Annotated in this window: 22 protein-coding genes; all 22 read left to right on the top strand. The window is 41.2% G+C overall.

Going from position 1 to position 24,037, the window contains the following annotated elements; genetic code table 11:
- Positions 1–9: 9 nt before the first annotated feature.
- The 22 genes from EAH77_RS15645 to EAH77_RS15540 all read left to right on the top strand — a co-directional run bounded on the left by EAH77_RS15645 (position 10) and on the right by EAH77_RS15540 (position 23,984).
- Entirely contained in the window at positions 10–2,505 is a 2,496-nt protein-coding gene (locus tag EAH77_RS15645; RefSeq protein WP_140473744.1) for a hypothetical protein, read from the top strand.
- Positions 2,506–2,643: 138 nt separating this feature from the next.
- Positions 2,644–3,177 carry a hypothetical protein gene (locus tag EAH77_RS15640; RefSeq protein ID WP_140473743.1) on the top strand — a complete coding sequence of 178 codons (534 nt, stop codon included), beginning with the start codon at positions 2,644–2,646 and terminating at the stop codon, positions 3,175–3,177.
- The gene (locus EAH77_RS15635) at positions 3,158–4,039 is read left to right on the top strand and encodes a hypothetical protein (RefSeq protein ID WP_140473742.1); all 882 of its coding nucleotides are present in this window, start codon (positions 3,158–3,160) and stop codon (positions 4,037–4,039) included. The genes EAH77_RS15640 and EAH77_RS15635 overlap by 20 nt, the downstream gene beginning before the upstream one ends.
- Entirely contained in the window at positions 4,036–5,154 is a 1,119-nt protein-coding gene (locus EAH77_RS15630; RefSeq protein WP_140473741.1) for a hypothetical protein, read from the top strand. The genes EAH77_RS15635 and EAH77_RS15630 overlap by 4 nt, the downstream gene beginning before the upstream one ends.
- Before the next feature lie 9 nt (positions 5,155–5,163).
- On the top strand, positions 5,164–5,463 hold the full coding sequence (locus EAH77_RS15625) for a hypothetical protein (protein WP_140473740.1): 300 nt from the start codon (positions 5,164–5,166) through the stop codon (positions 5,461–5,463).
- Between the two features lie 57 nt (positions 5,464–5,520).
- Positions 5,521–6,369: a DUF3050 domain-containing protein gene (locus EAH77_RS15620; protein ID WP_140473739.1), complete on the top strand. Its 849-nt coding sequence runs from the start codon at positions 5,521–5,523 to the stop codon at positions 6,367–6,369.
- 68 nt (positions 6,370–6,437) lie between these two features.
- The gene (locus EAH77_RS15615) at positions 6,438–8,111 is read left to right on the top strand and encodes a DEAD/DEAH box helicase (RefSeq protein ID WP_140473738.1); all 1,674 of its coding nucleotides are present in this window, start codon (positions 6,438–6,440) and stop codon (positions 8,109–8,111) included.
- 63 nt (positions 8,112–8,174) lie between these two features.
- Positions 8,175–8,738 (top strand): hypothetical protein, encoded by a 564-nt coding sequence (locus tag EAH77_RS15610; protein ID WP_140473737.1) that lies wholly within the window; start codon positions 8,175–8,177, stop codon positions 8,736–8,738.
- Positions 8,739–8,741: 3 nt separating this feature from the next.
- The gene (locus EAH77_RS15605; RefSeq protein ID WP_140473736.1) at positions 8,742–10,700 is read left to right on the top strand and encodes a DnaB-like helicase C-terminal domain-containing protein; all 1,959 of its coding nucleotides are present in this window, start codon (positions 8,742–8,744) and stop codon (positions 10,698–10,700) included.
- Between the two features lie 254 nt (positions 10,701–10,954).
- On the top strand, positions 10,955–11,815 hold the full coding sequence (locus EAH77_RS15600) for a DNA polymerase III subunit delta' (RefSeq protein ID WP_140473735.1): 861 nt from the start codon (positions 10,955–10,957) through the stop codon (positions 11,813–11,815).
- A complete protein-coding gene (locus EAH77_RS15595) occupies positions 11,815–12,465 on the top strand; it encodes a hypothetical protein (RefSeq protein ID WP_140473734.1) in 651 nt (216 codons plus the stop codon). The genes EAH77_RS15600 and EAH77_RS15595 overlap by 1 nt, the downstream gene beginning before the upstream one ends.
- 80 nt (positions 12,466–12,545) lie before the next feature.
- Positions 12,546–13,091, top strand: a complete 546-nt coding sequence (locus EAH77_RS15590) for a hypothetical protein (protein WP_140473733.1) — start codon at positions 12,546–12,548, stop codon at positions 13,089–13,091.
- Positions 13,092–13,181: 90 nt separating this feature from the next.
- Positions 13,182–13,637: a hypothetical protein gene (locus EAH77_RS15585; RefSeq protein ID WP_140473732.1), complete on the top strand. Its 456-nt coding sequence runs from the start codon at positions 13,182–13,184 to the stop codon at positions 13,635–13,637.
- 53 nt (positions 13,638–13,690) lie between these two features.
- Positions 13,691–14,806 carry a hypothetical protein gene (locus EAH77_RS15580; RefSeq protein WP_140473731.1) on the top strand — a complete coding sequence of 372 codons (1,116 nt, stop codon included), beginning with the start codon at positions 13,691–13,693 and terminating at the stop codon, positions 14,804–14,806.
- A gap of 81 nt (positions 14,807–14,887) precedes the next feature.
- The gene (locus tag EAH77_RS15575; protein WP_140473730.1) at positions 14,888–16,144 is read left to right on the top strand and encodes a hypothetical protein; all 1,257 of its coding nucleotides are present in this window, start codon (positions 14,888–14,890) and stop codon (positions 16,142–16,144) included.
- 101 nt (positions 16,145–16,245) lie between these two features.
- Positions 16,246–16,659: a hypothetical protein gene (locus tag EAH77_RS15570; protein ID WP_140473729.1), complete on the top strand. Its 414-nt coding sequence runs from the start codon at positions 16,246–16,248 to the stop codon at positions 16,657–16,659.
- A complete protein-coding gene (locus EAH77_RS15565; RefSeq protein WP_140473728.1) occupies positions 16,640–17,161 on the top strand; it encodes a hypothetical protein in 522 nt (173 codons plus the stop codon). The genes EAH77_RS15570 and EAH77_RS15565 overlap by 20 nt, the downstream gene beginning before the upstream one ends.
- Positions 17,162–17,262: 101 nt before the next feature.
- Positions 17,263–17,718, top strand: coding sequence for a hypothetical protein (locus EAH77_RS15560; RefSeq protein WP_140473727.1), 456 nt, complete (start codon positions 17,263–17,265; stop codon positions 17,716–17,718).
- Positions 17,719–17,807: 89 nt separating this feature from the next.
- Positions 17,808–19,010, top strand: coding sequence for a metallophosphoesterase family protein (locus EAH77_RS15555; protein ID WP_140473726.1), 1,203 nt, complete (start codon positions 17,808–17,810; stop codon positions 19,008–19,010).
- Positions 19,011–19,013: 3 nt separating this feature from the next.
- Positions 19,014–20,174: a radical SAM protein gene (locus EAH77_RS15550; protein ID WP_140473725.1), complete on the top strand. Its 1,161-nt coding sequence runs from the start codon at positions 19,014–19,016 to the stop codon at positions 20,172–20,174.
- Positions 20,175–20,218: 44 nt separating this feature from the next.
- Positions 20,219–23,458 (top strand): helicase C-terminal domain-containing protein, encoded by a 3,240-nt coding sequence (locus EAH77_RS15545; protein ID WP_140473724.1) that lies wholly within the window; start codon positions 20,219–20,221, stop codon positions 23,456–23,458.
- Positions 23,442–23,984: a dUTP diphosphatase gene (locus EAH77_RS15540; RefSeq protein WP_161985811.1), complete on the top strand. Its 543-nt coding sequence runs from the start codon at positions 23,442–23,444 to the stop codon at positions 23,982–23,984. The genes EAH77_RS15545 and EAH77_RS15540 overlap by 17 nt, the downstream gene beginning before the upstream one ends.
- The last annotated feature ends 53 nt before the right edge of the window (positions 23,985–24,037 follow it).

Genomic DNA, 24,037 nt, shown 5'->3' with positions numbered 1-24,037 from the left:
GAGATAAATATGTCTGAAGCCACCCCGTTTGAGAAGTTTGTTAACACCGAACTTCCTCGCCGTGTAAGTATTGAGATTCCTGAATCTGGCAACTTAGCGCCAGGACAGGTTTTGATGTCTACCGGTGTCGGCCTCGGTGTTAAAGTAGCTGACATTGATTCTGCAAGTTCCGGTATCATTCAGGCTGCTTTAGTGGTTAACTCCACTGATAAAGTAATTCCGAAAAGTACACCATTGGCAGTTGCCGTGGCTAAAAGCACTACTGATCTGACTAAGGGTAAGCTTTATGTTCGCCCTGCAACTCTCGATGATAAAGTAATCGTCGGCGTTGCTCAGGAAGATATTGGTGCGACTGACTACTCTACCGCAAAACCAATCTTCTCCGAAGGTATGGCCTTATTGCGCGGTCTGCTGATAGTCAATTATTCTCCAGAAGGTTTGAATCTGATTATGGATCAACTGGAAAATGGGACAGCGGTTGCAGTCTATTCGGGTGCTTCATTGCTGACTTGTGATAATGCTTCGGGTATTGCGGTTGGTCAGATTATCAAGTTTGAAAGCTCAGCTGATGCCCCAGATGCTCCGGTTGTTAAAGAAGGCGAAACTCCTCCGGTTCCTACTGTGAAAACATATGTGTTTGTTACCTTGCAAGGTACTGAATACGCATCAAGCGGTGGTAATGGTGGTGGCTCAGCTGATTCGGGTACAGTAATTATTACGGGTCTGACAGGTACTACTAAGATTCAAGATGCCGATTTGGGCTTGATCGACAAAGTATCTTTCCAGATCGTTGATGTAACCACCGGCTTAGACCCTAATCTTGGTCAGGCTCAATTGCTGTCAGCATCTCTTATTGAACAGCAGAATCCAAACTTCTTAGCCATTGATACTGTGATGACTCTGGAGAGTGGTACTAAGCTGAAAGTTATCAATAAGTCCGATAACACTGCATTGGAAATCAAAACTCCGACCATTACTGTTCAAAACGGTCTGAAATTAACCCGCATTGAATTTGCAGATCCTACCGCTGTCTATTCTCTGGCAGAGTCAGCAGGTGATGCCGGTCTATACTTGCAGGTAATCCATCCGGCAGGTAATCGTTCAGACTCTATCATCGTGAAAACGAAAGCTCAGCCTAAGTTTGGTAGTGTAGCCTTTACACTTCCAGCTGGCCAGACCTCAGTTAAAACCGGTGATAGTGTTGTCCTTACTGTTGCAGCACCAGCTAACTATAAGATCTCCAAATTGGAAGTCGGTGGTGAGTTGTTGTATGATAAAACCAACAATGGTAAGGAACAATCAGCTGCTATCTTCAACTCAACACAAGATCCGAGCAAAAATACTGACAAAGTGATCATGACTTTCCAAGTCACCACTAAAGAAGTAGCTATGAATGGTGGCGTTGAATTGATCTTGACTCTGGCTGACGGTACTGTGCTGTATCAGAAGACGAAAGATCTGGGTGATGTTCAGAACTTCAACTGGATTAAAGTAGATAACGTTTATCCAACTCTGGAAATTCTGTCTATTGCTTATCCAGCGGGTCAGTCTGCGTTGAAAGAATCAGAGAAAGCTACTTTGTCTCTGAAAGCAGATAATATTGAGAAAGTGGTGTTCAGTACTCCACAAGATCAGTTGACCATTGAGACTCCTGAGATCACTTTTGCTGATCCAGCTAATCAGGCGTTCACTAAAGATGTAGCTCGTTTGGCCGGCGAATATAATGTAACAGTTAATAACTTGACCGTTAAAGCCATGAAGCCAAGCAACGGTTCATTTGTATCCATTAGCAAAATCATCGCTATTGCGAACGTCGCTGCTCAGTTAGATCTGGTTGTTTATAAGCCAATCATCAATGCGGATAACACCACCAGTTATAAGCTGACCGATGGCAACTTGATCCAATCCTCTCCGGATGATGCGAAGATTTTCTTCCGCTTTGATCTGAACTCAACTCAGCAACTGCCGAAAGCTCCTAAGTTTACTCTGGACGGTCCGGGTACTCTTACAGATGGTTCCAAGGCGTATAACAACATTACCCGTATTGAATATATGGTTAGTGCCGCTGATGTTGAAGACCGTAAAGCAGGTTCTCTGGTTCTTACTGAATCGGTTAACTTGGCGGGCATTCCAAGTGTGTTCAAGATCAACACTGAAGAAACTGTGCTGAACTATTATGGTCTGGCTGGTTTCGTTAAGCGTACCTTGAAAGTGGCTGGATGGCCGAACCGTATGGTCGCAATTGGTGTAGCGGTAGTTAATCCGCTAAATGTTCAGTGTTCTAACCTGTCAAAAGGTGCGAGCAACTCTCTGAACTATACTTATATGCTCAATACCAAGAATTCTGAGAACGGGTTTACCTTAACCAATGAAGCGGGTGAAATCAACCCTAAAGGTGGTTTCTGGTTCAACTGTGATCAGTCGAATGCTTTGAGTAACACCAGTGGTGAAATGCTTATTGAGTTAGAAGAGATTGCTAAACGTCCCGACGATGTAGTCGAGTAATCTGATCTATAAGTAACCCAACCGGACTCTTTTTATAGGGAGTCCGGTTTTCTTATTAATGATGCCGAATCCTTCCCTGTATAATTGGGTGTGGTTTTTAACCACTTCAAAAGAAGATATACACGAAAGGGGATTGTCATGTCTAGCGAGACTGAAAATGGTCAACCATCAAATGAAGATGATTCTTCTGCAGATGGTATGCTTAAAAAACTGACCTCAAGCTTCGCAGCACGCTTAATCTTTACTGTAGTGATAGCTATCGCAGCATTAACCGCTGAGAAAATTACGGGTATCTCCAGTGAAGCAAAAGAAAAAGTAGAAGTTTCTGAAGTTGCGCATGCCGAGATTATTACTGGTGGGCAAGTAAAGGAAATCTACCAGCGGCTAGACGACTTAACCAATGACTTTAAACGTCTCGATGGTCAGACAATGACTGTTAAAGATGGTTTGAAGATTCAATATCAGCTGTATCGTTTACAAACTGATATTGAAATTCTAAAAAGTCAGCAATCAGCATTAGAAACTCATTCAGTGGCAGGTGCAAGAGCTCCTGTCGTTCAAAAACGATCTGAAAATCCTAAACGAATTGCGAAAGAGCCTACATTGTCTTTCTCTGAGTTTGAAATTCAGATGTTAAATGGAACCCTCGGTGATGAGAAAGACATCAACTAAGGAACTCAGAAATACACTGGCACTGAATAAGTGCCAGTTTAAAGAGTTACCTACAGCCTTCCAGTTTGGATTTAATAGTATCTCATTACTCTTTTATTGGAATCGGAAAGGCAAAGGCGCATCCCCGAATTTACTTGCTATGGGAAGCTCAATATCCGACACTTCTGGTGCTATTTTTACGGATGATTTCGAGCTTTTAAAGGCAACCTCCCTAGATTCCCAGAAATATTTTGTCCCTGAGTCTGCTTTCCTATATAATGAGTCTCTAGGATCTCCAATACAATTAGAAAAATTAATTGGATTACTTATTGATCCACGAGAAGAAATTCAATATCCTGTTGTAGGATTTAATTCTTTAAAGAATTTTTCAACTCTTCGGACTTTAACTAGTAATATATTGGGTAAAGACCACGAATTAACGCAGAAACTCGAATCCTTCCATAAATCTATGGGTGGCATAATTGATATTTCTAAGATTTTATTAAAGTTAGAAATAAGTAATACTCGTAATATTGATTATATCGAAGCATTACAACTTCTGCCTCTCAGTGAGTATATTGCTGCTCACCCTTGTCTGGAAACGCAAGTTGTTCGCGAAACCTTTAATTATGCACTGCAGTGCGGGATATCTAAAGGGAAATTTATAGATTTCTCAAGTATGGTATCTTGGTTAAACTCCCCTTGCATAATAACTCATATGCTATTTGGTAAACATGAAGGTATTCCGTTACCTAAAATGCCCAAATCATACGTAAATTATCTATTAGAGCAACCGTGGATGTTCGAAGACGAGCACCAAGATCTCTTATATTCATTGCGTAATTTAGATTTAGTTCAAAACGCCTTGGAGGCAGCTAAATGACAGAACAAAATTCATCTCAACCGGCTTACACTACCGAAAAACATTCTAAAGGTGATGGTCGCGAGAAGTACCTTATAACAACTACGGGACACATCGAGTGGATGGAGCCTGACCTGCTAGTCATCGACGATCTTGATCTGGCATTGACGCCAAGATCCAAGGCCGCGCTGGCTAAGTATCTTAGCTTTTCAGCTAAGCTTATGAAACTTTTAAGCGACAACGGGGAAAACCACGGTAAATTCAAAAGTATCTTTGCGTCGATCGCATCTACGCAGAATTTGGATATCGTGGTAAAGGTGGAAACGAACGAGGAAAATCAAGACGTTGCTGTGGGGTTCTTGAGTCCTTCCGTATTCCGTATTCTTAATGATGCTGTAAAACAGGAGCTACTTCCACAGTTAATTGCTCATCCACACATACATCTACGGTATATGGATGTGAGCGCAGAAGATAGTACGCTTGTCTTCTGTATTGAGGATCTTGAAAATCCGACAGTTCTGGAATTTGCTGGTAAGAAATGGCAACCAGGCTTTGTCGTGAACAACAGTTCCATTGGTTTATATACCTTTAGCGTAACTCCAGCGTTAATTCCACATAAGTCAGTATCTTTTTACAGCTTGCCGTTCTCGGTAGAGGGGGTGGTACTCTATCCGAGCAGTTGGGAAGAGATTGTGTCTCCTCAATTTGTAAACGATTGTTTGGGGATGGCAAAATGGTGTGCGAAGGGGATTAACAACTGGGAAAAGCGCCTCAATAATGAACTGTCTGTTAACGAGTATCAAAACTTGATGTCCTGTTTGCTTCCACGACAGGATCTCATACCTGAGCAGAAGATTCTCGGACGCTTAGCCCTTATTTATGACGCGCACAATATCTCACCTGAAGATGGTAAACCGTCTAAACTTTGGGCAAAATCAGCTATGGCCGGTACGCTCGTTTCTGAATTTCTAAAAATCTCTTTGGATTTGGATTTGGAAAATGAGTGGGAATGTGCACCCGTCTATGGAGTAGGGAAACTGTTAGACAACACCACGGATCTGGAAGGGGCGGCTGACAATAGTTCGGCCAAAGCTGCGCTCGATAATCTGACTTGGCCCGTTAATACAAACGAGTGACGGTTATTTGTGAGTGAACCTCTTATAATAAGCATCGGATATTATCTGATAAAAGATGGATTCAAATACTTGTGTGGGCATTTAATGCTACTGGTTCTAGTATTTGGATTATCAAGTTCTTTTGTGTCAGCAACTACAGAAGCTGTTATTGATGATAATCTGGGGGAGATCATCGAAGCTCAAGAACTTTTTGATGTAGGAATGTGTACGTTTTCTCAATTGTATCATTATGACATGCACCTAGAAGGGACTGACATTCGAACGATCATGGAAAGATATAGGGATATAATAAAAAAGTCCCAATGGTAATTAAGTAACCTATAAAAGGCGGGATTTTCCCGCCTTTTCCTATTTATAAGGCGCATTATGTTTGACGAAACTCGGATTATCGCAGCTACAAAGAACCTAGTGGAAACCAATCCCCTGTTAGCCCCTAATGCTATTAATTCGCTTGAAGATCTGGCAGTATTCATGCATTCTCACGTTTTTGCTGTCTGGGATTTCATGTGCCTTGCTAAGACCGTTCAGAACCACATTGCCCCTACAGGTACTGGTTGGAAACCTCGTAATACTCAACTGACCCGCTTTATTAATGAAATGATTCTCGGTGAAGAATCAGATCAGTTCAAACTGGATGGTGTGGAATACACTATGAGCCATTTTGAAATGTATCTGGCTGCTATGCAAGAAGTTATCAACTTATTGCCGGATTCTTCTCGCGCTCATTTCCAGAGCTTATTCAATAAGATTCCAGAACAGATCTATAGTATGTATATCTGGTTTAGCATGACAAAAGATTCTCCATTTCCAGAAGATACTGGCATTAGTGAGGAAGCTCGAGATTTCATGACGGTAACTCGCAAGTTCTGTTTCTCAGCTTCATATGTTGCAGCTGCTGCATTCGCCTATGGTCGTGAGAACCTTATTCCAACAATGTTCGATAAAGTGTTGGATCAGTTGACAATCAATAATCTGAAAGTTCCATTCTTTAAGAAATATCTGGAACGTCATATTGAGCTGGACGGTGACGAACACGGCCCAATGTCTTCAAAGATGGTTGATCTACTTTGTCAAGAACATGGCGCGCATCTTGTTGATAAATGCTACGCTACTGCTGAAAAGTCCGCATTGCTGGCATTAGAAGTTCGAGCTAATTTCTGGTTAGATGTAAATGCTCAAATCCAGCAATATCGTGAAGCATCTGGGAACAGCTAACCGATATAGTTATCGTATTTTATTACGTATATTGGTTTAAATAGTACGCAATTCAAGGGTTGAGCCGCATGTCAGAAGTAACGCAGATCTTAGAAGAACTCAAGAGTAATATTTACATTGACTTACCAGCTAACCAGTTTGTCATGGAAAGTATGCTCTATGTTCCAAAGCAGTATGTAACCGATGAACATATCGCTGCGTTTACATACTACTTACCAGATGAAATCACCATGCTGGATGGGACAGTCGAGAAAGTTAAAACTGAAGTTCAGATGTACGAAGATCGAGGTACTCATATAGCATTCCATCGAGGTAATCTGGCTAAGGTTCAAGCTCTCTGGCCAATGATGTCTGAAGAAGGTATGTTAGTTGATCTGCGGCCAATCCTCTCTCTTGATTTCCCATTAAAGATGACTGCAGATTTCCAGTATCGTCTATATAAATATGCAGGTATCAAACCGGAAGATCTCCGATCAGAAGGTAATGTTACTGAAATCATGCAAAAGATGACTGATGAACAAGGTAATCAGATTATCGGTATCAGTCAGCGTGATTGTCTATTGCAATATATGGATCCAAATCTAGGCGGCATCTTCAAAGCGTTTCCTGGTTTTGGTAAAACAGTTGTGATGTGTATTATCTGTGCAAGCATGGGTTTAAGGACTCTGATGCTGGCTCGCAAGAAAGATTTGCTTGAGCAGTTCATGGATAAAATGCGTCAGTTCACTAACATTGATGATTTCCGTTGGGAAGGAGATGGTCAATGTTACAATATGTACAAGCTGAATAAGAAATGGTCACCACCTCAAATTGGTGTGAGTACTTACCAATATTTATCAGCTAATCCTGAATTCTTGCATATGATTCGTGATTTATACTCAATTCTTATTGCAGACGAATGTCACCGTTTAGGCAGTGAAGCAGGTACAGCCGTATTCTTGTATTTTAACAGTTTACTTCGCATGGGCTTCTCCGCAACTCCATTCCGTCGTGATGGTATTGATATTCTCTTTGGTGATATTATCGGACCAATCCGTCTGAATCTTCCATCACCTAAGAAAGATGCTATCTGCTACATAATTGATACTCATGTGAAGGTTCCACAAAACTACGCTCACTTCCAATTCCCAATGAATGCTGTTCACGGTTATCTTGGCAAGCATGAAGGCCGTAATGAATTACTGGCGAAAGATGCGGTTGATTTCATGGAACAAGGCCGAAAACTTCTAATCTTAACTTATCGTGTAAATGCCATTGACACTATTTGGTATGCGATTGAGGCTGAAATCAATTATCGAGCATCTCTCGATCCTGATTATGATAAAGCCGATGTTCAGAAAGTTAGTTGGATTTATCAGAACACAACAGATGCCGACCGTAAATCACTTAGTGGTGCATTAGAAGAAAATCGACTAGATGCGTTTATTACCACTAGTCAATTATTCTCTGAAGGTTCGGATATTCCTTGTTTAGATACGTTGATGGTTACTTATCCAACGGCTAACAAGCGCGATATTGAACAGATTGTTGGACGTATCACTCGTGAATATGATGGTAAGCCAACTCAGATCATCAATTATTATCGTGATGGCGGGTTAGGGCATCTCAGTGGTATGGCTAAAGGTTGGGTAAAAAATATGGGAGTTCTCGGAGTTCCTACAGTAGATAATCGCGTAGATGAAGAAAAAGTCAACATGAACCGTCAGGCTTTGTTCGGACCGAAAAATGCTTCCCCTAAATAGATTTCGTATTTAAAGTTATATCAAAGATTGTATAATTAGTTATCCCCTTAGAGAAAAACTTCAATGACTGATAAATATTATTCGTTAGATCCAGAGGGCATGCGTAACACGCTCTTTGGAAAAGCTAACCTTCCGGACATCTTTTGGGATATTGATCCAACACCTCGTTTTCGTGACCTTCCAGAAGCTAAATCTGASCAACAAAGCGCAATTTCGCAAGCTCAGGTTTACAATTCGCTCTTAGCTAATCCTAAGCAGATTATTGAATGGCCACGTCGCTGGCGTTTAGCTAGTTTCAGTCCAGAAGTCAATACTGGTTCCTATGTTTTGGCTAAAGTGATCAAAGGTTTTATTACTGCGGGAATCCGCGTTCATTGCTGTCTTCCAAGTGACTTGCCTAAAATTCATGAAGATCGTGTTGACSTTGTTTTCTGTTATAACTGCTTTCGAGATATGGACAAAGCAGATCTGATGCATCTCCGAAATGCACATACACGAAACTTCCATCTGTTCTATGCAATGGATGGCGAATATACCGACGGCGTATCAATTCTAAGAATAGCTCCGGATTACGTTTTTAATATTGATCAGATTTCATTGAACAGAGCTGCGAAAAAGGCTTTCTAAATTATGTCGAATACTCCAAATCCTACAGAGTTTGATGCAGCTAAAGCGCCCGGTGCGTCGCCAAACATGCGTGATTCAGAACGTATGGATCTTGAATTAAAGATCTTGGCGTCTTATTTTCGAGGTCCGCAGTTAGTTCAAAAGCAAATTCTAGCAAAATTACAACCAGCTGCTTACGTTTATATTGAGAACGTCTGGAAGTCAGTCCTCAACTTTGTTGCTGAAGGCGTCTCTACTCCAGACTTATCCGTTATTGCACAAGCGGGTATGCTGAGTGATATGGAAATTGGTTTTGCTGAAGGTTCTTTCCATGAATCTCCAGTTGAGACGATTGAAGAAGCAGATATTCTGGTTTTTCGTATCCATGAACAGTATTATCGTGACGTTCTAGTTGAATCAATATCTTCGATTGGTTCTAAGTTAACTTCTAACTCTGAATATGATTCAACACGCGCTCGCATAGAGTTGCAAGAGAAGTTAGAACAGATTGCAGCCACTATGGATGATGGTGGCGAAATCGGTGTGGGTCTGGGTTATGATCCAACAGCAGTTGCAGCATTAATTACTACTGGAACCTCTAGTCAGATTATCCCAACCGGATTTGATGGCTTTGACCGTCAGGCTCAAGGTATTGCGAAAGGTGAATTGCATATCTGTGCTTGTCCATCTTCTGGTGGTAAAACGACTATCATGAACCAACTCTGTTTGAATATGGGTTTGGGCATGAAAGATCGTCAGTATGTTCGTGAACCTATGTCAGTGTTCTATGTCTCTCTGGAAATGTCCCAGCGTGAGATGTGGGGACGTATGGTTGCGAACCTTTCCGGTATTCCAATTTCTCGTTTCCGTAGTCCAGAATTATTAACCGAAGACGAAATTGCTCTAATCAATGAAACTCTGAAGAACATGAGTGAGCATTTGGCCGGTTACGGGCATATGTTCCGCTTTGAGAATGCTGAGTATGGTAACATTGATGCTATTACTCGCGTTCTTGCAACTCACGCTTTTGACGTTGTAATTGTTGACTATTTGAACTTAATGGCAGACGGTGAATCCCTCTGGAGTTCGATGGGTTCAATTGCACGTAGCTTAAAACTGCTGGCTCAGAAACGTAACTTTGCATGTATCACGGCTGCTCAGTTGGATGAAGATTCCCTGAAAATTCGTTATTCTCGCATGGTTAAAGAGCACTGTGATACAATCTGGTTGTGGCAACCTTCTGGGGGTATCAGAGATGCTTCAGATGAAGTAGTTTCAGCATTTACTGAAATCTTCGTTGATAAAGGCCGTAACATTGGTAAATTCAGCTTCTGGGTTCACTTTGACTTTGCACATATGATTGTGTCTTCGGTCAACCCTATAACTGAACTCGGCCTTAATGGATCTGCTCCTAGTGCTCAGACTCAACGTTTACCTATGGCAGGCGCTCCAACTCTGGCTCTTCCGAATAACACTATGGGTCAGAACAATATGGCAACTCAGATCTTGAGTTCGGCCATTAATCAGAGTATCTTAACGCCTCCAATGGTGGGGACAGCGGATGCTAGTGCAGGATTTGGTGCTAATATTCCAGGAAGTGTTCCTAAGAGTATATCTCAGGGAGCCGCCGCATTTGAGTCAGACGGTGATACTGCGGTCTACGGTGATAATGATGAAGGTGAAGCTGTTAAAACTAACATGCCACCTAAACCAGGAACACTGACTCCTCCAATGGGTGCATCTCCTATGGCAACCAAACCTGGAGCTCCAACCCCGCCAAATACTCCGAAAGGTGCTACTGCTCCAACTCCACCACCATCTATAACTCCGACTCCTACTGCAGTCAATAAAGTTAATCCGGATGAAGCTTATACTGATCCCGATAGCGATATTCCTTGGAATCAAGAGGTTGTATCAGAAGCAGTGGTCACAAGCATTGCAGCAGATGAAATTACTCCAGCAGACAATGATATTGAACTGTAGTGATAGCAACTAAGAAGTAAAGAAAGGGGACTTGCTCCCCTTTCGTATTTTATGTAAATCATTAATTCATAGGTATCGCTTTAAATGTACGCACAGACTGAGACTAATCACTTTGGTAATCCGAAATTTGATCAATCCTTTTCCCAGATTTTCGGAGATATGAAACGTGAAGAGCAGCCATCATATTTTCCAAAGAACTCAGTGTTTGAAGTGGCACCTTGCGGAACAATCCGAATCGTTGAGAAAGACTGATCATGGAAATAATCGGACATAGTAAAGAACGTGAATGGCTAGATCTCTTAGCTTCTCAACCTGAGAAATGCTCTCAGAATGTATTCTTGTTTCAAGGCCCGAAAGGATCTGGCAAGCTGAAGATTGCTATGGACTTTGCAAGTCGAATTGCCCACTCTAAAGACATTGTGACGTTTACTTATGATGGCAATCAGAAGCTAGATGAATTCCGCGAAGTCTTTAGTAGTATGGGATTCCGCGCAATCAATGGTGTCTGTAAAGTCTATATCTTTGACATTACTAAACCGCTCCGTGCTAACATTGCGAACGCCTTGCTTAAAAGCTTGGAAGAGCCATTAGAGTCAGTCAATATTATCTTAGTGGCTCCAGATAGTTCGTATATCATCAAGACTATCTCTTCGCGTGCTAAGACGATTAATTTCAGCAAGCTCACTGATTTCGAAGCATTTGAGATCTTAAAGAGCATGGATTATACTGAAGAGCAGGCTACTAATTTGGTATATGCTTTCGGCACCAGCATGGAAGTTCTAACCAGTAAAACGTACGAAGAACTGATTGAGGTTCGCGATTATATCTATAAAGAGTTTGCTGAATTAACTGCATATCACTTTATTGAAATCTGGAACATTGCTTACTGGATTGATCAAGACTTTGAAATCTATCTCTCTGCTCTGATCAAATGGGCATCTCAATACATGTCTGATCCAGAATGGAGTGCTCGTTTTAGTTCTCTGATTGAAGCATTGACCAAAGTTTATGATATCAATCCCCAGAACCGTTCTGAATTTCTAGAACGCGCTCTCATGATTTATCTCGGTTGGACTTTGCCTCCAATCGTCACTACTCGCGGAGTATTCAACTAATGATTAATCATAGTGCTAATATTGATAAATTCAAAGGCCAATTATATTCTTCAAGATCAGGTTTAGATAAACAAGCGCTAGAAAAACTTAATGAAGGCCTTGAGCGTCTAATAACTCGTAGTATTGATATGGGTATTGAACAACCTAACTTTGTTGTTGTCGAAGCTCGCATTTATTTGGCTCATTCGATTTTTCAGAAGTCAAAAGCTGACCTAGTTTCATTGAATGAAGAATATAAGATATTATCCGATATTACTAATTACATGTCTATCGGCGAAGAAACTCTAGTTATTCCTCGTTTTATTGATCCAGTAGACATTGAGACTGGCTTTACTGAAACAGTAACTACTAATGTGAAAGCTTTAGTAGATAACGATCTGAGTATGATTTCATCCTGTAATGTGCTGGTTTATGATTTCCGTAATAATCAGTATTCAGCTGGCGCTCTTATGGAATTATTCTACGCTTCTAATGTGTTGAAAATTCCAACTATTGTTATAATGGCAGAAGGCCAGTTTTACGATGAAAGCTTAAGTCCTTGGATTCGTAATCATGCTACTTATTTGACGGTAGAACTCAAGGAAACCGCAGATATTATCCAGACTTTATTGTCTCGAGAGTTTGTATATAACATTCCCGATACTATTTAAAGTAACTGACTGGTATAATAACCCGCTTCGGCGGGTTTTTCACGTTTATAATAGTCTTATATCCATTAAGGGCTATTCATATGAACGCTATCATTGCATCCATTAAAAGTGCTATAATTGCTCCCGTTAAATATTCTTTCGGTGACATCAATACAATTGCCCGCTGGCAGAACTATAATCGAAGTTCTCGCTATACCGGTGATCTAAAAGATGTTGCTGATCACTTTCCTGATTTCCGCACCACAGATGTAAAGTATCTGTTTAGGTATTTAGACTTGCCCGACTCCTATATGGAGAAATTGGAAAATGATGCCTTACAAGGCGGCTTAGAATCATGGACTAAGAGCCTAGAAACGGCTCAAGAATTTGCGAAGTTGAGTGCTAAAGCTAATGGCGAGTCAAAAGGGAATCGGATTATTCTGAAAGTTTCAGTAGACGAACTTCAAGTTTTACTCGATTTAGATTCTATGCACCGTGATCCGGACTTTAAAACAGCTATTAAGTATTATGAAAATCAGGGAAAAGAATTTGATCCAGGTTTAGGATTTAAATCAAACCAACAGGAAGTCATTGCGAAGTCCACAATTTTAGCTAGGAAACATATCATTGAACGCTTGAATTCCTAATGGTACCGGTATTACCCCTGCTAAATAAACCCACTATAGTGGGTTTTTCTCGTATTAAACATTTAATAAAAAAGGGGTAGTTAAATTATCATGAAGACTGATGGTTTTTTCATTCAAAAAGAAACGTTTTTAAACTATACATCAGCAACTCAAAAGGAAATCCTTTCCTCACTAGGGTTGGATACATTGATTGACGCAGAAGAAGATATGGATATCTCACGCGAACAATTAACCAAGTTAGTTCATTTATTGACCAGTCAGAATAAACTGAAACTTGTCGAGTTTATGACAAATATCGGTAAGAAAGCCAATCAAGTTTGTCGCATCAAATTCTTAGCATTAGATCTTACTATGTCTGAAGAAGATGTTCGAAACTCTTTAGTATCTCTTAATACTGTAGTTGATCAGGAAATTCCTGGAAAGCTATTTGCCGAAATGAGTGGCAAAGAAGACATCGTGTATATTTCAAAGACAACGCTCCATTCTATTCGTAAAACAATGACTAAACGAGTTCGTTGGCATCTTTTCGGTAAGCGAAGAGGTTAACTCCGCAAAGTTTCAGTTATTATGGAGTATATTCCCTTCAAAGGATTACGTTTATGTTATTTGGTTCACGCATTCTATGTATTGATATGGGTTCTTTAACCGCCCAGTCATATGCAGCAGTAAACGTTAAAGGTGCAGATGGAAGTGCTACACCTTATAGCGCTGCAACATCCAACCGAGCGGCTTATTTATTCTTTCAATCCATGCTGGGCTTATCGACCGAACATGGTGCTCCGGTAATGGTTCATGATAAATTCCCCACTCGAAAGTTGAACCAATATCCAGGTTATAAAGAATCTCGTTTTCAACGTTATAAAGATGCTATTGAAAACTTGAATCTGATTGATCCGGAACTTGGTAAGCATGAAGCCCCGCCTAATGCTGAACTGAGTACTTACCAGCAGTTTCGCCAACACTTAGTACCTATTCTGAAAACTTTGCCTAGCATGCACGCTTATGCTTATGGCGAAGAAGCGGATGATACTGTATTTACTTTAGCCTGTAGCTTGGGTAAAGTATCTAAGGTTAAGCCGAGTGTTTATTCTCGTGATACAGATATGATGCAGATCTGTGCCATTCCAGGATGTCGTTTAATCCTCAAGAAAGGTAGTGCTCCAGCTCACGTCGTACAAGATTATGAAATCGGAACTCAATATGGCGTTCGAGCAGATCAGGTAGCATTATACAAAGCCTTCTTGGGAGATTATGGAGACTCTATTCCTGGAATGCCACGTTTTCACACTAAGTATGTAATTAGTGATATCATTGGTGATCGTACTACAGTTGATCAAGTCTATGATGCATGGGATGCTGGTGAAATCGCATATGACCATTGGCACAAAGGCTGGTATGAATATTTTGAACATCATCTTGGCTACGCTTTAGCAGAAGATCTAGCACCCGATGGTAGTTATATCCAAACCATCGAACGTGGCAAAGGTCAGGCTTTCATTAATGAAAAGCTAGCTCGTTTAGATCCAGACTGTAATGCTATCTATGAATATCATTCTGGCGATTACGTAAAATTCGAAGAATTGTATATGAATCTGGCCGGAAAGATGGCTCATAATTTACCTCCAGTAGAGATCTGGAACAAAATGGTACGTTATGCTGAAATCATCATCAATACTTTCCAAAAAGATGGAATTCCTATTAGCGTTGCGGACTAAATTAACCTCCTTCAAAGTATTTAATCGTATTTTCATTTGGAAACCCTCTTAAGTAGGGGCACTCATTGAGGTCTTTATAACATGCATTTTGAATTTACTCCTGCAACGCAGGGATTGCTAAGTAGTGTCATCTCGGTAACAGCATGTATGGGTTACCGAGCTCAGGACTTGCGCATCACAGCACACAAAGGTGAACTTCACGGCGATGTAGCTCCTGCTTCTCGCTTTAACGGTACTTTGCACTTCGAATTTGCTGGTCAACAGAGCCATGCGGAATTCAAGATCAATGCAGTAATTGAAGAAGAAGGCGTTCTAGTAACGAACAGCTACTTCTTAAACCAGTTACCGCCAATTGATGAAGGCGTCTGGAAATGTCAGCTCAATTCAATGACTCAACGTCTGAAARCTGTAAGTAGCGATGGCCAGTTCACTTTCGACTTCGTTTGTGGTGAAACGTCGACGTTCCTTTATGAACCGACCTATTGTGAACCGAACATTGATCTCGGCGCTATCGCTAACAAGCTGAACAGCCTGTCCCGTACTATTTCTGGCTTTGTGAACCGCAAATCCGGTTCAGACATGACTGAAATCGGTTGTGTTAAATTATGTGGTACTCCGAACGAACGTGATCCTGCCAATCCTACTCGCGATCTCGGCGGTCTGATCACTTTCGAAGCAACGAACATGACCGATGCTATCTATGGTGAAGAACCAGTAGCAACCATGAACACCCCCTGGCAGGTTCTGATTCCAATCGCATTGTTCGCTTCTTGGAGTTCTTTACCTCTGGATACTTATGCGATGACCATTGGTATYGATGCGAACTATCAAGTAACTCTGCGTTGCGGCCCAATCACTATTCAGCATAGCACGCTGTCGAACTTGATCAGCCGTATGGAAAACGTTGCGGAGTTTGCTGGTCTGTATAAAGCATTAGGTGATGCAACTGCTGCAGAACATGCAGACTTAGCATTCGAAATGTCTTATGTTCCATCTAACCTGCTGTATCGCGTTCAGAACGCCACTATTTATGCAGATGGTGATCCATCTCTGCACATTACCAGTTCAGATGCTAAGAGCTTGAACATTGAAGTTCGTGCTATTAACTCCGATTCCAATGTTCGAGTTACCACTGCCCTGAACGTCATCAAGACCGGTGAGCTGCGTATCAGTAAAGGTTCTCTGGCTCTGGTTAGTCGCATTCAGGATTTGGCAGAAATTAAACCTGAAGAAAGTAAGCCTGAAACATGGTTAAATGTGCGTGCAGATAACTCTGCAATCATGGTAGCCTCTGCTGATAAACGTTGGCTGGCAATTGCCGGACAAACTACTATCTAAATCGGCTTATATTGGCGGCAGAAATATCTATAAGGGAGACTTGTCTCCCTTTTCTTTTGTATCGTATTCTAAGTTAAATCCGTTAATTTTAGAAGAGCGACATGGCCACTAAAGTATTCGATATTCAAAGTATTCTGGCTGCGATTCTTCCACGACCTAACATTCAGATTCTGATTTCAGAATATCCCGAATTGGGAATGGACGCCGTTGACATCCACAACTTCTATTTCAACTCCCACCTAACCGAATTTTATGATATCCCCGACGAACAACGTATCCTCTTTAATCAGATGATCATGGAGTTCTATCCGTTTTTACACGGATCTCTAGGTTATTGTAATGACAACACTCATGTTCGAGAAGTGTTCATTGAGTGCGTAAGTAATTTTAAAGGGGTGGATTTCATTGTTCCGCCTCTGTGTAATTTCCATACCCATGAACATCAGCTTTTACAACAGAAGTTAACACCAAAAAAGTCCAAGGTGGTTATTGCGCATGATGCGGGATTCCGTTGAGTTATTTAACCTCAAGCAACGTTTCGAGGTTATGCGCACTCAGATTGTTACTCTGAGTGAAAAGCACAAGTCAGAAATTGAAGAAGTGCTATCTGCTGGTCAAGAAGCATTAGAGTTTAATCCAGATGCAATGTTATATGCTATCGGTGTTTCCGGTGCAGATATGTACTCTATTCAGATTAAAGCAAATGCGAAATTCTCTAAGAATCGTCTCAGAGTTTTCTGGGCTTTCGATGAATCTTTCGGCTTTATTAATCTGGATAGCATTCTGACTTTCGTTAACCGAATTACTTTTACCCGATTTCTGGCATTGGAACATCTGAAATATTATGTTCCTGAAATGCATGACGTTGCCAAGAATCAGATGCCCTATGTAGGCACAGCTGACCCTGAGTCGAAATGGACATTACCTCAAGTACTTGAAAAGTTACATGCGTATCATAGCTCCATCATTTACGGAAAACCGCTCCTTAATTTACTAAAAGAGCTAGATATCCGGTAACATTCAGCATATATTCATTGATTTCAAGCCTATATTCCCTTATAATAGGTATAATAAGAAGATGAACTATTTGCGAGATATCCCCTCAGGAGATTAGAATAATGGCTAAGACTTTAAATGTACGTATCGAAGAACATGAAGCTAAACTGGCTAAACTGCAAGAGCAATTGAATGCCCTTCAGGAAAAAGGTAAAGAAATCCAGTTTGATCTGTTCAACGATCTGGCTGCTAAATTGGTAGCAGAAGAAGGCAAACCAGCACCAGTAGTATATGTTAGTGCTATGTACAGCGGCTGGTCATATGCCGGTCAGGTTCAAGAAGTTAATCGCCGTGCTGCTAAGATCCAATGGGCTGACGGTTCAGTAACTCCAGTTCGTCTGGGGGATATTCATATCACTCTGACTGACGCAGAATACAAAAAGCACATTAAGCTGGAAGAAAAGCGTGATGCTGCTCAGGCAATGATCTCTGGTGCGGAGATTCCAAATCCTAAAGAATTGGAAGCTATCGAACAAGTTAAGAAACTGACCACTATTAAGGCTGCTGATTTAGCTTAATAGCTCAACAAGTTTCGAAAGGGTGGGGATGAAAATCTTCACCCTTTTCTCGTATATAGTGGTAATTATTTACTAAAGTCGGATTAGTTATGAAATGTCTTGAGCAATTACTCGATTCTAAACCAGAATGTTCTTGGGTTATGTGGAACGTGAAAGGCTGGCTAGATGGTGAGAAACTTCGTTACATGGGCTGTGCGGATATCCATATTGGTGCTCTGCGTAATGACATGGGTGAAGACGCTGCCATTGAACGTGCTAATCAAGCTTTTTATGAATTCTTAACCGAAGTCGATCGTTATCAGCCGCATATTGTATTCATCATTGGTGATGTGTACATGCACAAGATGGTTACTGATGGTGAACGTCGTTGCTGGAATGATTTCTTAGCTTCATTGCTTAAACGTTGCTTAGTCGTCTTACAACCCGGCAACCATGATTTCTTATCTCGCACCATGACCACTATCGATAATCTTCAGATCTTCACAAAAGATCGACTTATTGATAATCTGATTATGACCAGCTATGACTCCCAGCTGATTAAGTTCTCTCCTGAGAATGCTCCAGATAAGTCTTTCACAGTATTGAACTGCCCATGTTTAACACCACTAGCGCTTAATGAAGTAGCTCAGGCTAATGTTGTTCTGTTCCACGGTAACGTTCGTGGTGCAATCATGGATAACGGTTTTGTTATGCCGGAAGAATCCGATCATCGAATGACTCTGCCTTTGAAAATGGCGGATCTATTCTTGTTGGGTGATATTCATAAGCGTCAATGGGTATCGGATAATGCTCTGTATACTGCCGCAATGTATCAGACTAAATTCAGCGAAGATACGGATAAAGGCTATATTCGAGGTCACTTCTCATTAACTGAAGATGGTAAATTTGACTGGTTTGTCGAACATGTTGATCTGGTAACTCCATATCAATTGCATACCGTTTTGGTTAATTCCGATGAAGAATGGCCAGAAGACTGGGATCAATATTCTCAGCATTATGTCCGCGTTATCAAAGATATTAACGTTAAGACTAAACCACAGCTACCTTCTTTTGTAATTAAAGAGGTATTCAGTGGATCGTTCAAATCTGATATGTATAATAATGAGGTGGATGTAGATATCCAATCCTCAGAAAATGGCTTGCACTCGGTGGAGTTCCTGGAAAACCAGTTTGGTGGCGCAGAAGACTTCTTAAATCATTTGCAAGAAACATCAGATTTTGAATTAACACCGGAAGAAAAAGATCTAGCACTCGCTGAATTAGCTGAAATCCGGTCAACATTAGGCATCTAATTAATGGAAGCATCCGAAGTCTTTACCCAGCTTTACGCAAAAGGCGCAGCGAGAAGTCTCAAATTTGTTATGACCTCTCGTTGTAATCTCGGGTGCTCCTATTGCCCTCAGGATCATGAACCAGTCAACGAGACTCCTTGGAATCTCCAGAAGATGAAGAGCATGATCCGCTCCTTCGCAGATTCAATGAAAGGGGAAGAGAAAACTCTTGATTTTATTGGCGGAGAACCTCTTCTCAAGAAGCGTCTGATTCATCAATTCTTAACAGAAGATCGTGATTATTTGCTAGATAATGAAATAACTATTCATCTGACAACTAATGGCCTGCTATTAGATAAAGAAACGATTGATCTGATCAATACCTTTCCGAACTCCGCAATCTTTATATCTCTCGACACTCTAGCTATGGGTGGTCTGCGTCCTTTAAAGCGTGAGCAATTTGATCATGTTTGCAGCCAACTAAACTATATCTCGAACGTTATGGGTAAGTACAACACCACTACAGTTATGAGTATTACACCAACTGATGTCATGTACATGGCTGATAGTATGTCAATGCTTTATAAGCTAGGTGTGGGTAATTTCCTAGTCAATCCAATCTTCTATAACAACTATAGCAAGCTGGATTGGACTCAAGAGAGCTTTAAAGACTGCGAACGTATTCTCCAAGAGTTCTACGATACTCGACCAGATGCAATGATTACGTTTGGGGCAGAAGTTGCTCCGAAAGGTAGCCACAATTGCTTATCCGGTGGACTCATTACTAACGTTGATGCTGATGGTCATATCTCTGGTTGCTTCTTCTTTAGCGGCAATAAGGGTGAGTATTTTCCAGATGCTCATATCGGAACCATTGGGGAAGTCAATGAAGTGTTCCATGACCGCATAGATAAATCGCATAAAGATTATCAGAAGTCTATGAACAGCCTAGTTTGCCAGAGCTGTGATATTCAGGGACTTTGCAGTATGTGTCCAGCAGGTCATAAGAAACTAAATGATGGTTACTTCGGCCCTATTTCTTCCGGAAACGGAACTTTCCTCTTTTGTCAGCAAGCTGTTCGTTCTCATATCACAGTAAGAGATTACTGTTCAAACGTTGAAGACGCTCGAGAATATGCAATGAACCGATTTGCTGAAATGGAAGCGAACTCCACTCAATCTTGATTATCGTATTAAGATTAAAGGGTTTATTCATATAAGGCACTCAGATGAGCAATAACAAGACCATCGGATTCCGTACTCCCCAGCAGAAGTCTATCAGCTGGGATATGTACAACAATATCCTAAACTACGTATTTAAAGCAGACAAGGTAGCTACTTTACCTATCAGCTTAATGCACGCAGAGACGGAAGAAGCTATTAAAGAAGTAATGGACTTTATGCCGATGGTATATCTTCTGAATGCTCCTACTGGTTTCGGTAAGTCTGCAATCTCTCTTGAACCTTTGCGTTGGTTAACTTCTCGTGCATTAGGTTCTTGTCCTGTTGGCGATCGTGATTTTCCAGAGGCTACAAAAGCTCTTGTCATGGAAAAGTTCGAGTTGTCAGAAGAAGAATTTACTGACTTCTTACACTCTGCCGGTAAGGTTCCAAATCAATGGAACACTCCAGAAGTTATTGATAGCTTCATGGAAAATTACACTCCTGAATCTGGCATCATCCCTGTACCGTTCAGTGATGGCGCTATTGCTGCTATCGTGCGTACACGTTCACAGACTCAAGCGTTTTTACGTGAAGCCGAACGTCTTAAAGCTCGTGCAATTGCAATGCCATCCAAGGCGTCTCTTTGTACCACTGGCCGTGTAGTCTCAACCGACAGTGAAGCTTTAGATAGCATTACTTTTTCCAATGGTATGAGTCAGGATTCTATTCGCATCAATCTGAATAACGTCATTAACACAACTCAGATTGAAGGCCCGAAAGACTTTTACACTCAAGACCCTAATGTTCTGCGTTTAGTATCTCGTTGTACCGAACAATGTGCTAAGTGTCCAATGAACCTGAAGCATGCTCACTCCAATATGAATGCGACTGAGCCGGTCACTGGTGTAAAAGCGGATAACTTGAACATTCAATCAAGTTTCGGCCTGCCTAGCATTGAAGATTATGTCAATGATTTGGCTAAGTTCCAGATGCAGACTAAAGATCTGGAAGAATCTGAGATCTTAATTCGTACCAAGTATCCGCATATTTGTCCATACCCAACAGTTCGTGATGCTTTGCCGGACTTTGATTTTCTGATCCTGACCTACCCCTATGTGTTCAATCCAACGATTGCATCGCATATGTCGGATTATCTTAATCATGTTCAGCATATCTTAGTGGATGAAGCGCACAATATTCAGACATTGTTCCAGTCTCTATCCTCTAATGTGCTGCTGGGTGAATCTTATTACAATGATGTGAACAAATCTCTGATTGATTATGAATCAGAATTGGACATCTTGAAGAAAAAGCCGGCCAGTAAACAAAGCGAACTGTTTAAGAAATCGTCTGCTTTAGCCACCGTTGCTAAAGATGTTGATGACGTTTTAAAGCGCTATATGTCTGAGAAAGGTATCGAGCTGACAGAAGGTAACTCAACCTACTTCTTGCATCGTGCATTAATGGATGATAACAAGACCATTGATTCTCTGACAGCTGATTCAATCTTCAAGCTTAAAGATCATCTTGATCCGGTCGTGTATTACTTCTTATGCTGGTTTGCGAACGTTCAGACCAAATATATCGAGTTCTGGTCTAATCTATCAACTCGTTATCATACTGAGAACCAGATTCCTGGCGGTATGGAAATCAATCCGGCAGATATCTTGAACATGCTGTTCAGCGACTTCTCCGGTAAGTTTACCAATAATGTCATGTGGGATAAAGAAGGTACTCAGATTCCTTTCCCAATCTATTCACATGCAAGCCAGAACAAGTGTGCTAAGTATCGACCTATCCTTGGCAACGTTAATACCTTTGTTCAGTACTTCAAGCGTCTGAAGACTTGGTATTATAGCGACCTTTTGAATATCATGAATGAGTCTGCTTCTATTGATACTCGTCGTGCTGCGAAGGTCATGCGTTCTATGGTTGAGTCCACCTATAAAAAGGCGGAAAATATTTTAAAACTGGTAGGGGTTTTGGTAAATAACCATCCAGAAGACCTTGCTAACTGGCGAGTATACCAGCAGATTAATAACAAAGATTTCGAATATGTGTTTCTGGACTCTTCTATTGGTCTTATGACATCTGAAGAGACTAAATCGTTCAAAAATTACTATCTGAACGAAAGCGTCGATCACGATTACTTGAACATGGTAGTTCAGAAATACGGTGTTGAAGGTTTGGAACAGCATGAGAGTGCCCTCTTTGTTCAAGAGTGTAAAGACTATCTGTTGAAATCGAACAATCCCGAAGATCTCGACATTGAAGTGTCTTATGATATCTTCAACAAATTGCGCTTACATTGCCCAGAATGTCCACTCATTGAAATGCCAATGTTGCGCTACGAAGGTAAATTCCCACCATACATGTGGAAGCTGTATTATCGCTATTGGGATGATACCTTTGAGATCTGTCCTTTGACATTAGGCCGTCTGTTGTCCAATGCATTCAGTAACTTCAAAACGGTTGGCTTGTTGTCTGGTACATTCCAAGCAACGGATTATCTGACAACGTTCTGGGGTGTGAACCCGTATCAGTTTAATGTAACTGAAACGGTCGGCACTAAGAAAGTATTCACGGTTAAAGGTCTTAGCTCTAAGTTTGCAGAACGTGAAGCATCTTATCCTCGCTTTGCAGCTACAGCCAAATACGTCTTTGAGAACAGTTGTACTAAGAATCTTTTGGTTGCAGCACCATCTAATCAGGTGATGCAGCAGATTATCCGCCAGATGGAAGAAATTATTGATCCTAATAACATCTGGCCAAACTCTCGCATCTTGAAAGGTGATTTGCCGGCTGATTCAAAGGACACAATCTCTCTGGACGTTAATGATATGCTAGAAGCAATCAAGTCCTCCAGTGAGGCAGGTGTTAAAAAGATCTTCGTGGTGACAATGGGTTCTCGCTTTACAGAGGGGGTAGAATATGTTAATCCGGAAGGGGAATCAATGTTGGATAGTATCCTCATTTGTGGTATTCCTTATCCTGCTCCGGATATTTTCCTGGATGATCAGCAATTATATGCACGTGATATGCTATCTTTGCAAGATCGTGAAGCATTCGAGTTGATTCAGACTCATGCAGCCTTCCAGAAAGTACGTCAAACAATTGGCCGCGGTATTCGCTCCAATAAAGACTCAGTGAACGTGTATCTTGCAGATAACCGTTATGACTCCCCGTTCTGGCGTGAACATATTCCATCTGATGGGATGATGGTTGCACCTTCACCGGTTGTTAAACAAGATGCTCCACTATCCGCTTACGACACTATGGATTTTGACGATGATGTCCCCTTCTAAAACTTATAAAACTGGTTTGGTGCGCTGTGATGGCCACCTTCCAGAGAACGAACAGGTTCCAATTCCAGCTTATGGAACAGCATATTCTTCTTGCTTTGATCTGAGCGCCTCTATTAAGGGGCGTGATCTGAAAAGCTTTATTGGGAATCGCTATCAGGTTGAAACTGATGAACAGGGTCGGGCGGTAGCATTGACCATTTTCGAAGGTGGTCTTGTCCTGATTCCTACCGGTTTCATCTTTGATATGCCGAAAGATTTCGGTATTGATGTCCTGCCACGTTCTGGTTTGGCTTTGAAACATGGTTTGGTTCTCCGTAATTGCACTGGCGTAATTGATAATGACTTCCCTAAAGAAACGTTGATTATGCTGGAAAACCGCGGCAATACCGGTGCGCATACTATTAATCATGGCGACCGCATTGCACAAGCCCGATTGGTTCCAGTCTATGTAGCAGAGTTCAGCCTGCAAGAAGAGTGGACACCTCGTGATAGTTCCCGCTCTGATGGATTTGGCCATACTGGCTAACTAAATCAGTATAATCTAAAACCCACTTCGGTGGGTTTTCTTATGTAGGAGGT

Origin of the sequence: Ewingella americana, assembly GCF_006438725.1 — a bacterium.
Classification (GTDB): Bacteria; Pseudomonadota; Gammaproteobacteria; order Enterobacterales; family Enterobacteriaceae; genus Ewingella; species Ewingella americana_A.
The sequence above is the reverse complement of the archived record's forward strand: the minus strand, read 5'-3'. Positions and strand labels throughout refer to the sequence as shown.

What these genes read in the sequence shown, in the direction of transcription:
- EAH77_RS15645 (WP_140473744.1), top strand. Translation starts at nt 10, where the DNA reads ATGTCTGAAGCCACCCCGTTTGAGAAGTTTGTTAACACCGAACTTCCT.
- EAH77_RS15640 (WP_140473743.1), top strand. Translation starts at nt 2,644, where the DNA reads ATGTCTAGCGAGACTGAAAATGGTCAACCATCAAATGAAGATGATTCT.
- EAH77_RS15635 (WP_140473742.1), top strand. Translation starts at nt 3,158, where the DNA reads ATGAGAAAGACATCAACTAAGGAACTCAGAAATACACTGGCACTGAAT.
- EAH77_RS15630 (WP_140473741.1), top strand. Translation starts at nt 4,036, where the DNA reads ATGACAGAACAAAATTCATCTCAACCGGCTTACACTACCGAAAAACAT.
- EAH77_RS15620 (WP_140473739.1), top strand. Translation starts at nt 5,521, where the DNA reads ATGTTTGACGAAACTCGGATTATCGCAGCTACAAAGAACCTAGTGGAA.
- EAH77_RS15615 (WP_140473738.1), top strand. Translation starts at nt 6,438, where the DNA reads ATGTCAGAAGTAACGCAGATCTTAGAAGAACTCAAGAGTAATATTTAC.
- EAH77_RS15605 (WP_140473736.1), top strand. Translation starts at nt 8,742, where the DNA reads ATGTCGAATACTCCAAATCCTACAGAGTTTGATGCAGCTAAAGCGCCC.
- EAH77_RS15600 (WP_140473735.1), top strand. Translation starts at nt 10,955, where the DNA reads ATGGAAATAATCGGACATAGTAAAGAACGTGAATGGCTAGATCTCTTA.
- EAH77_RS15595 (WP_140473734.1), top strand. Translation starts at nt 11,815, where the DNA reads ATGATTAATCATAGTGCTAATATTGATAAATTCAAAGGCCAATTATAT.
- EAH77_RS15590 (WP_140473733.1), top strand. Translation starts at nt 12,546, where the DNA reads ATGAACGCTATCATTGCATCCATTAAAAGTGCTATAATTGCTCCCGTT.
- EAH77_RS15585 (WP_140473732.1), top strand. Translation starts at nt 13,182, where the DNA reads ATGAAGACTGATGGTTTTTTCATTCAAAAAGAAACGTTTTTAAACTAT.
- EAH77_RS15580 (WP_140473731.1), top strand. Translation starts at nt 13,691, where the DNA reads ATGTTATTTGGTTCACGCATTCTATGTATTGATATGGGTTCTTTAACC.
- EAH77_RS15570 (WP_140473729.1), top strand. Translation starts at nt 16,246, where the DNA reads ATGGCCACTAAAGTATTCGATATTCAAAGTATTCTGGCTGCGATTCTT.
- EAH77_RS15565 (WP_140473728.1), top strand. Translation starts at nt 16,640, where the DNA reads ATGATGCGGGATTCCGTTGAGTTATTTAACCTCAAGCAACGTTTCGAG.
- EAH77_RS15560 (WP_140473727.1), top strand. Translation starts at nt 17,263, where the DNA reads ATGGCTAAGACTTTAAATGTACGTATCGAAGAACATGAAGCTAAACTG.
- EAH77_RS15555 (WP_140473726.1), top strand. Translation starts at nt 17,808, where the DNA reads ATGAAATGTCTTGAGCAATTACTCGATTCTAAACCAGAATGTTCTTGG.
- EAH77_RS15550 (WP_140473725.1), top strand. Translation starts at nt 19,014, where the DNA reads ATGGAAGCATCCGAAGTCTTTACCCAGCTTTACGCAAAAGGCGCAGCG.
- EAH77_RS15545 (WP_140473724.1), top strand. Translation starts at nt 20,219, where the DNA reads ATGAGCAATAACAAGACCATCGGATTCCGTACTCCCCAGCAGAAGTCT.
- EAH77_RS15540 (WP_161985811.1), top strand. Translation starts at nt 23,442, where the DNA reads ATGATGTCCCCTTCTAAAACTTATAAAACTGGTTTGGTGCGCTGTGAT.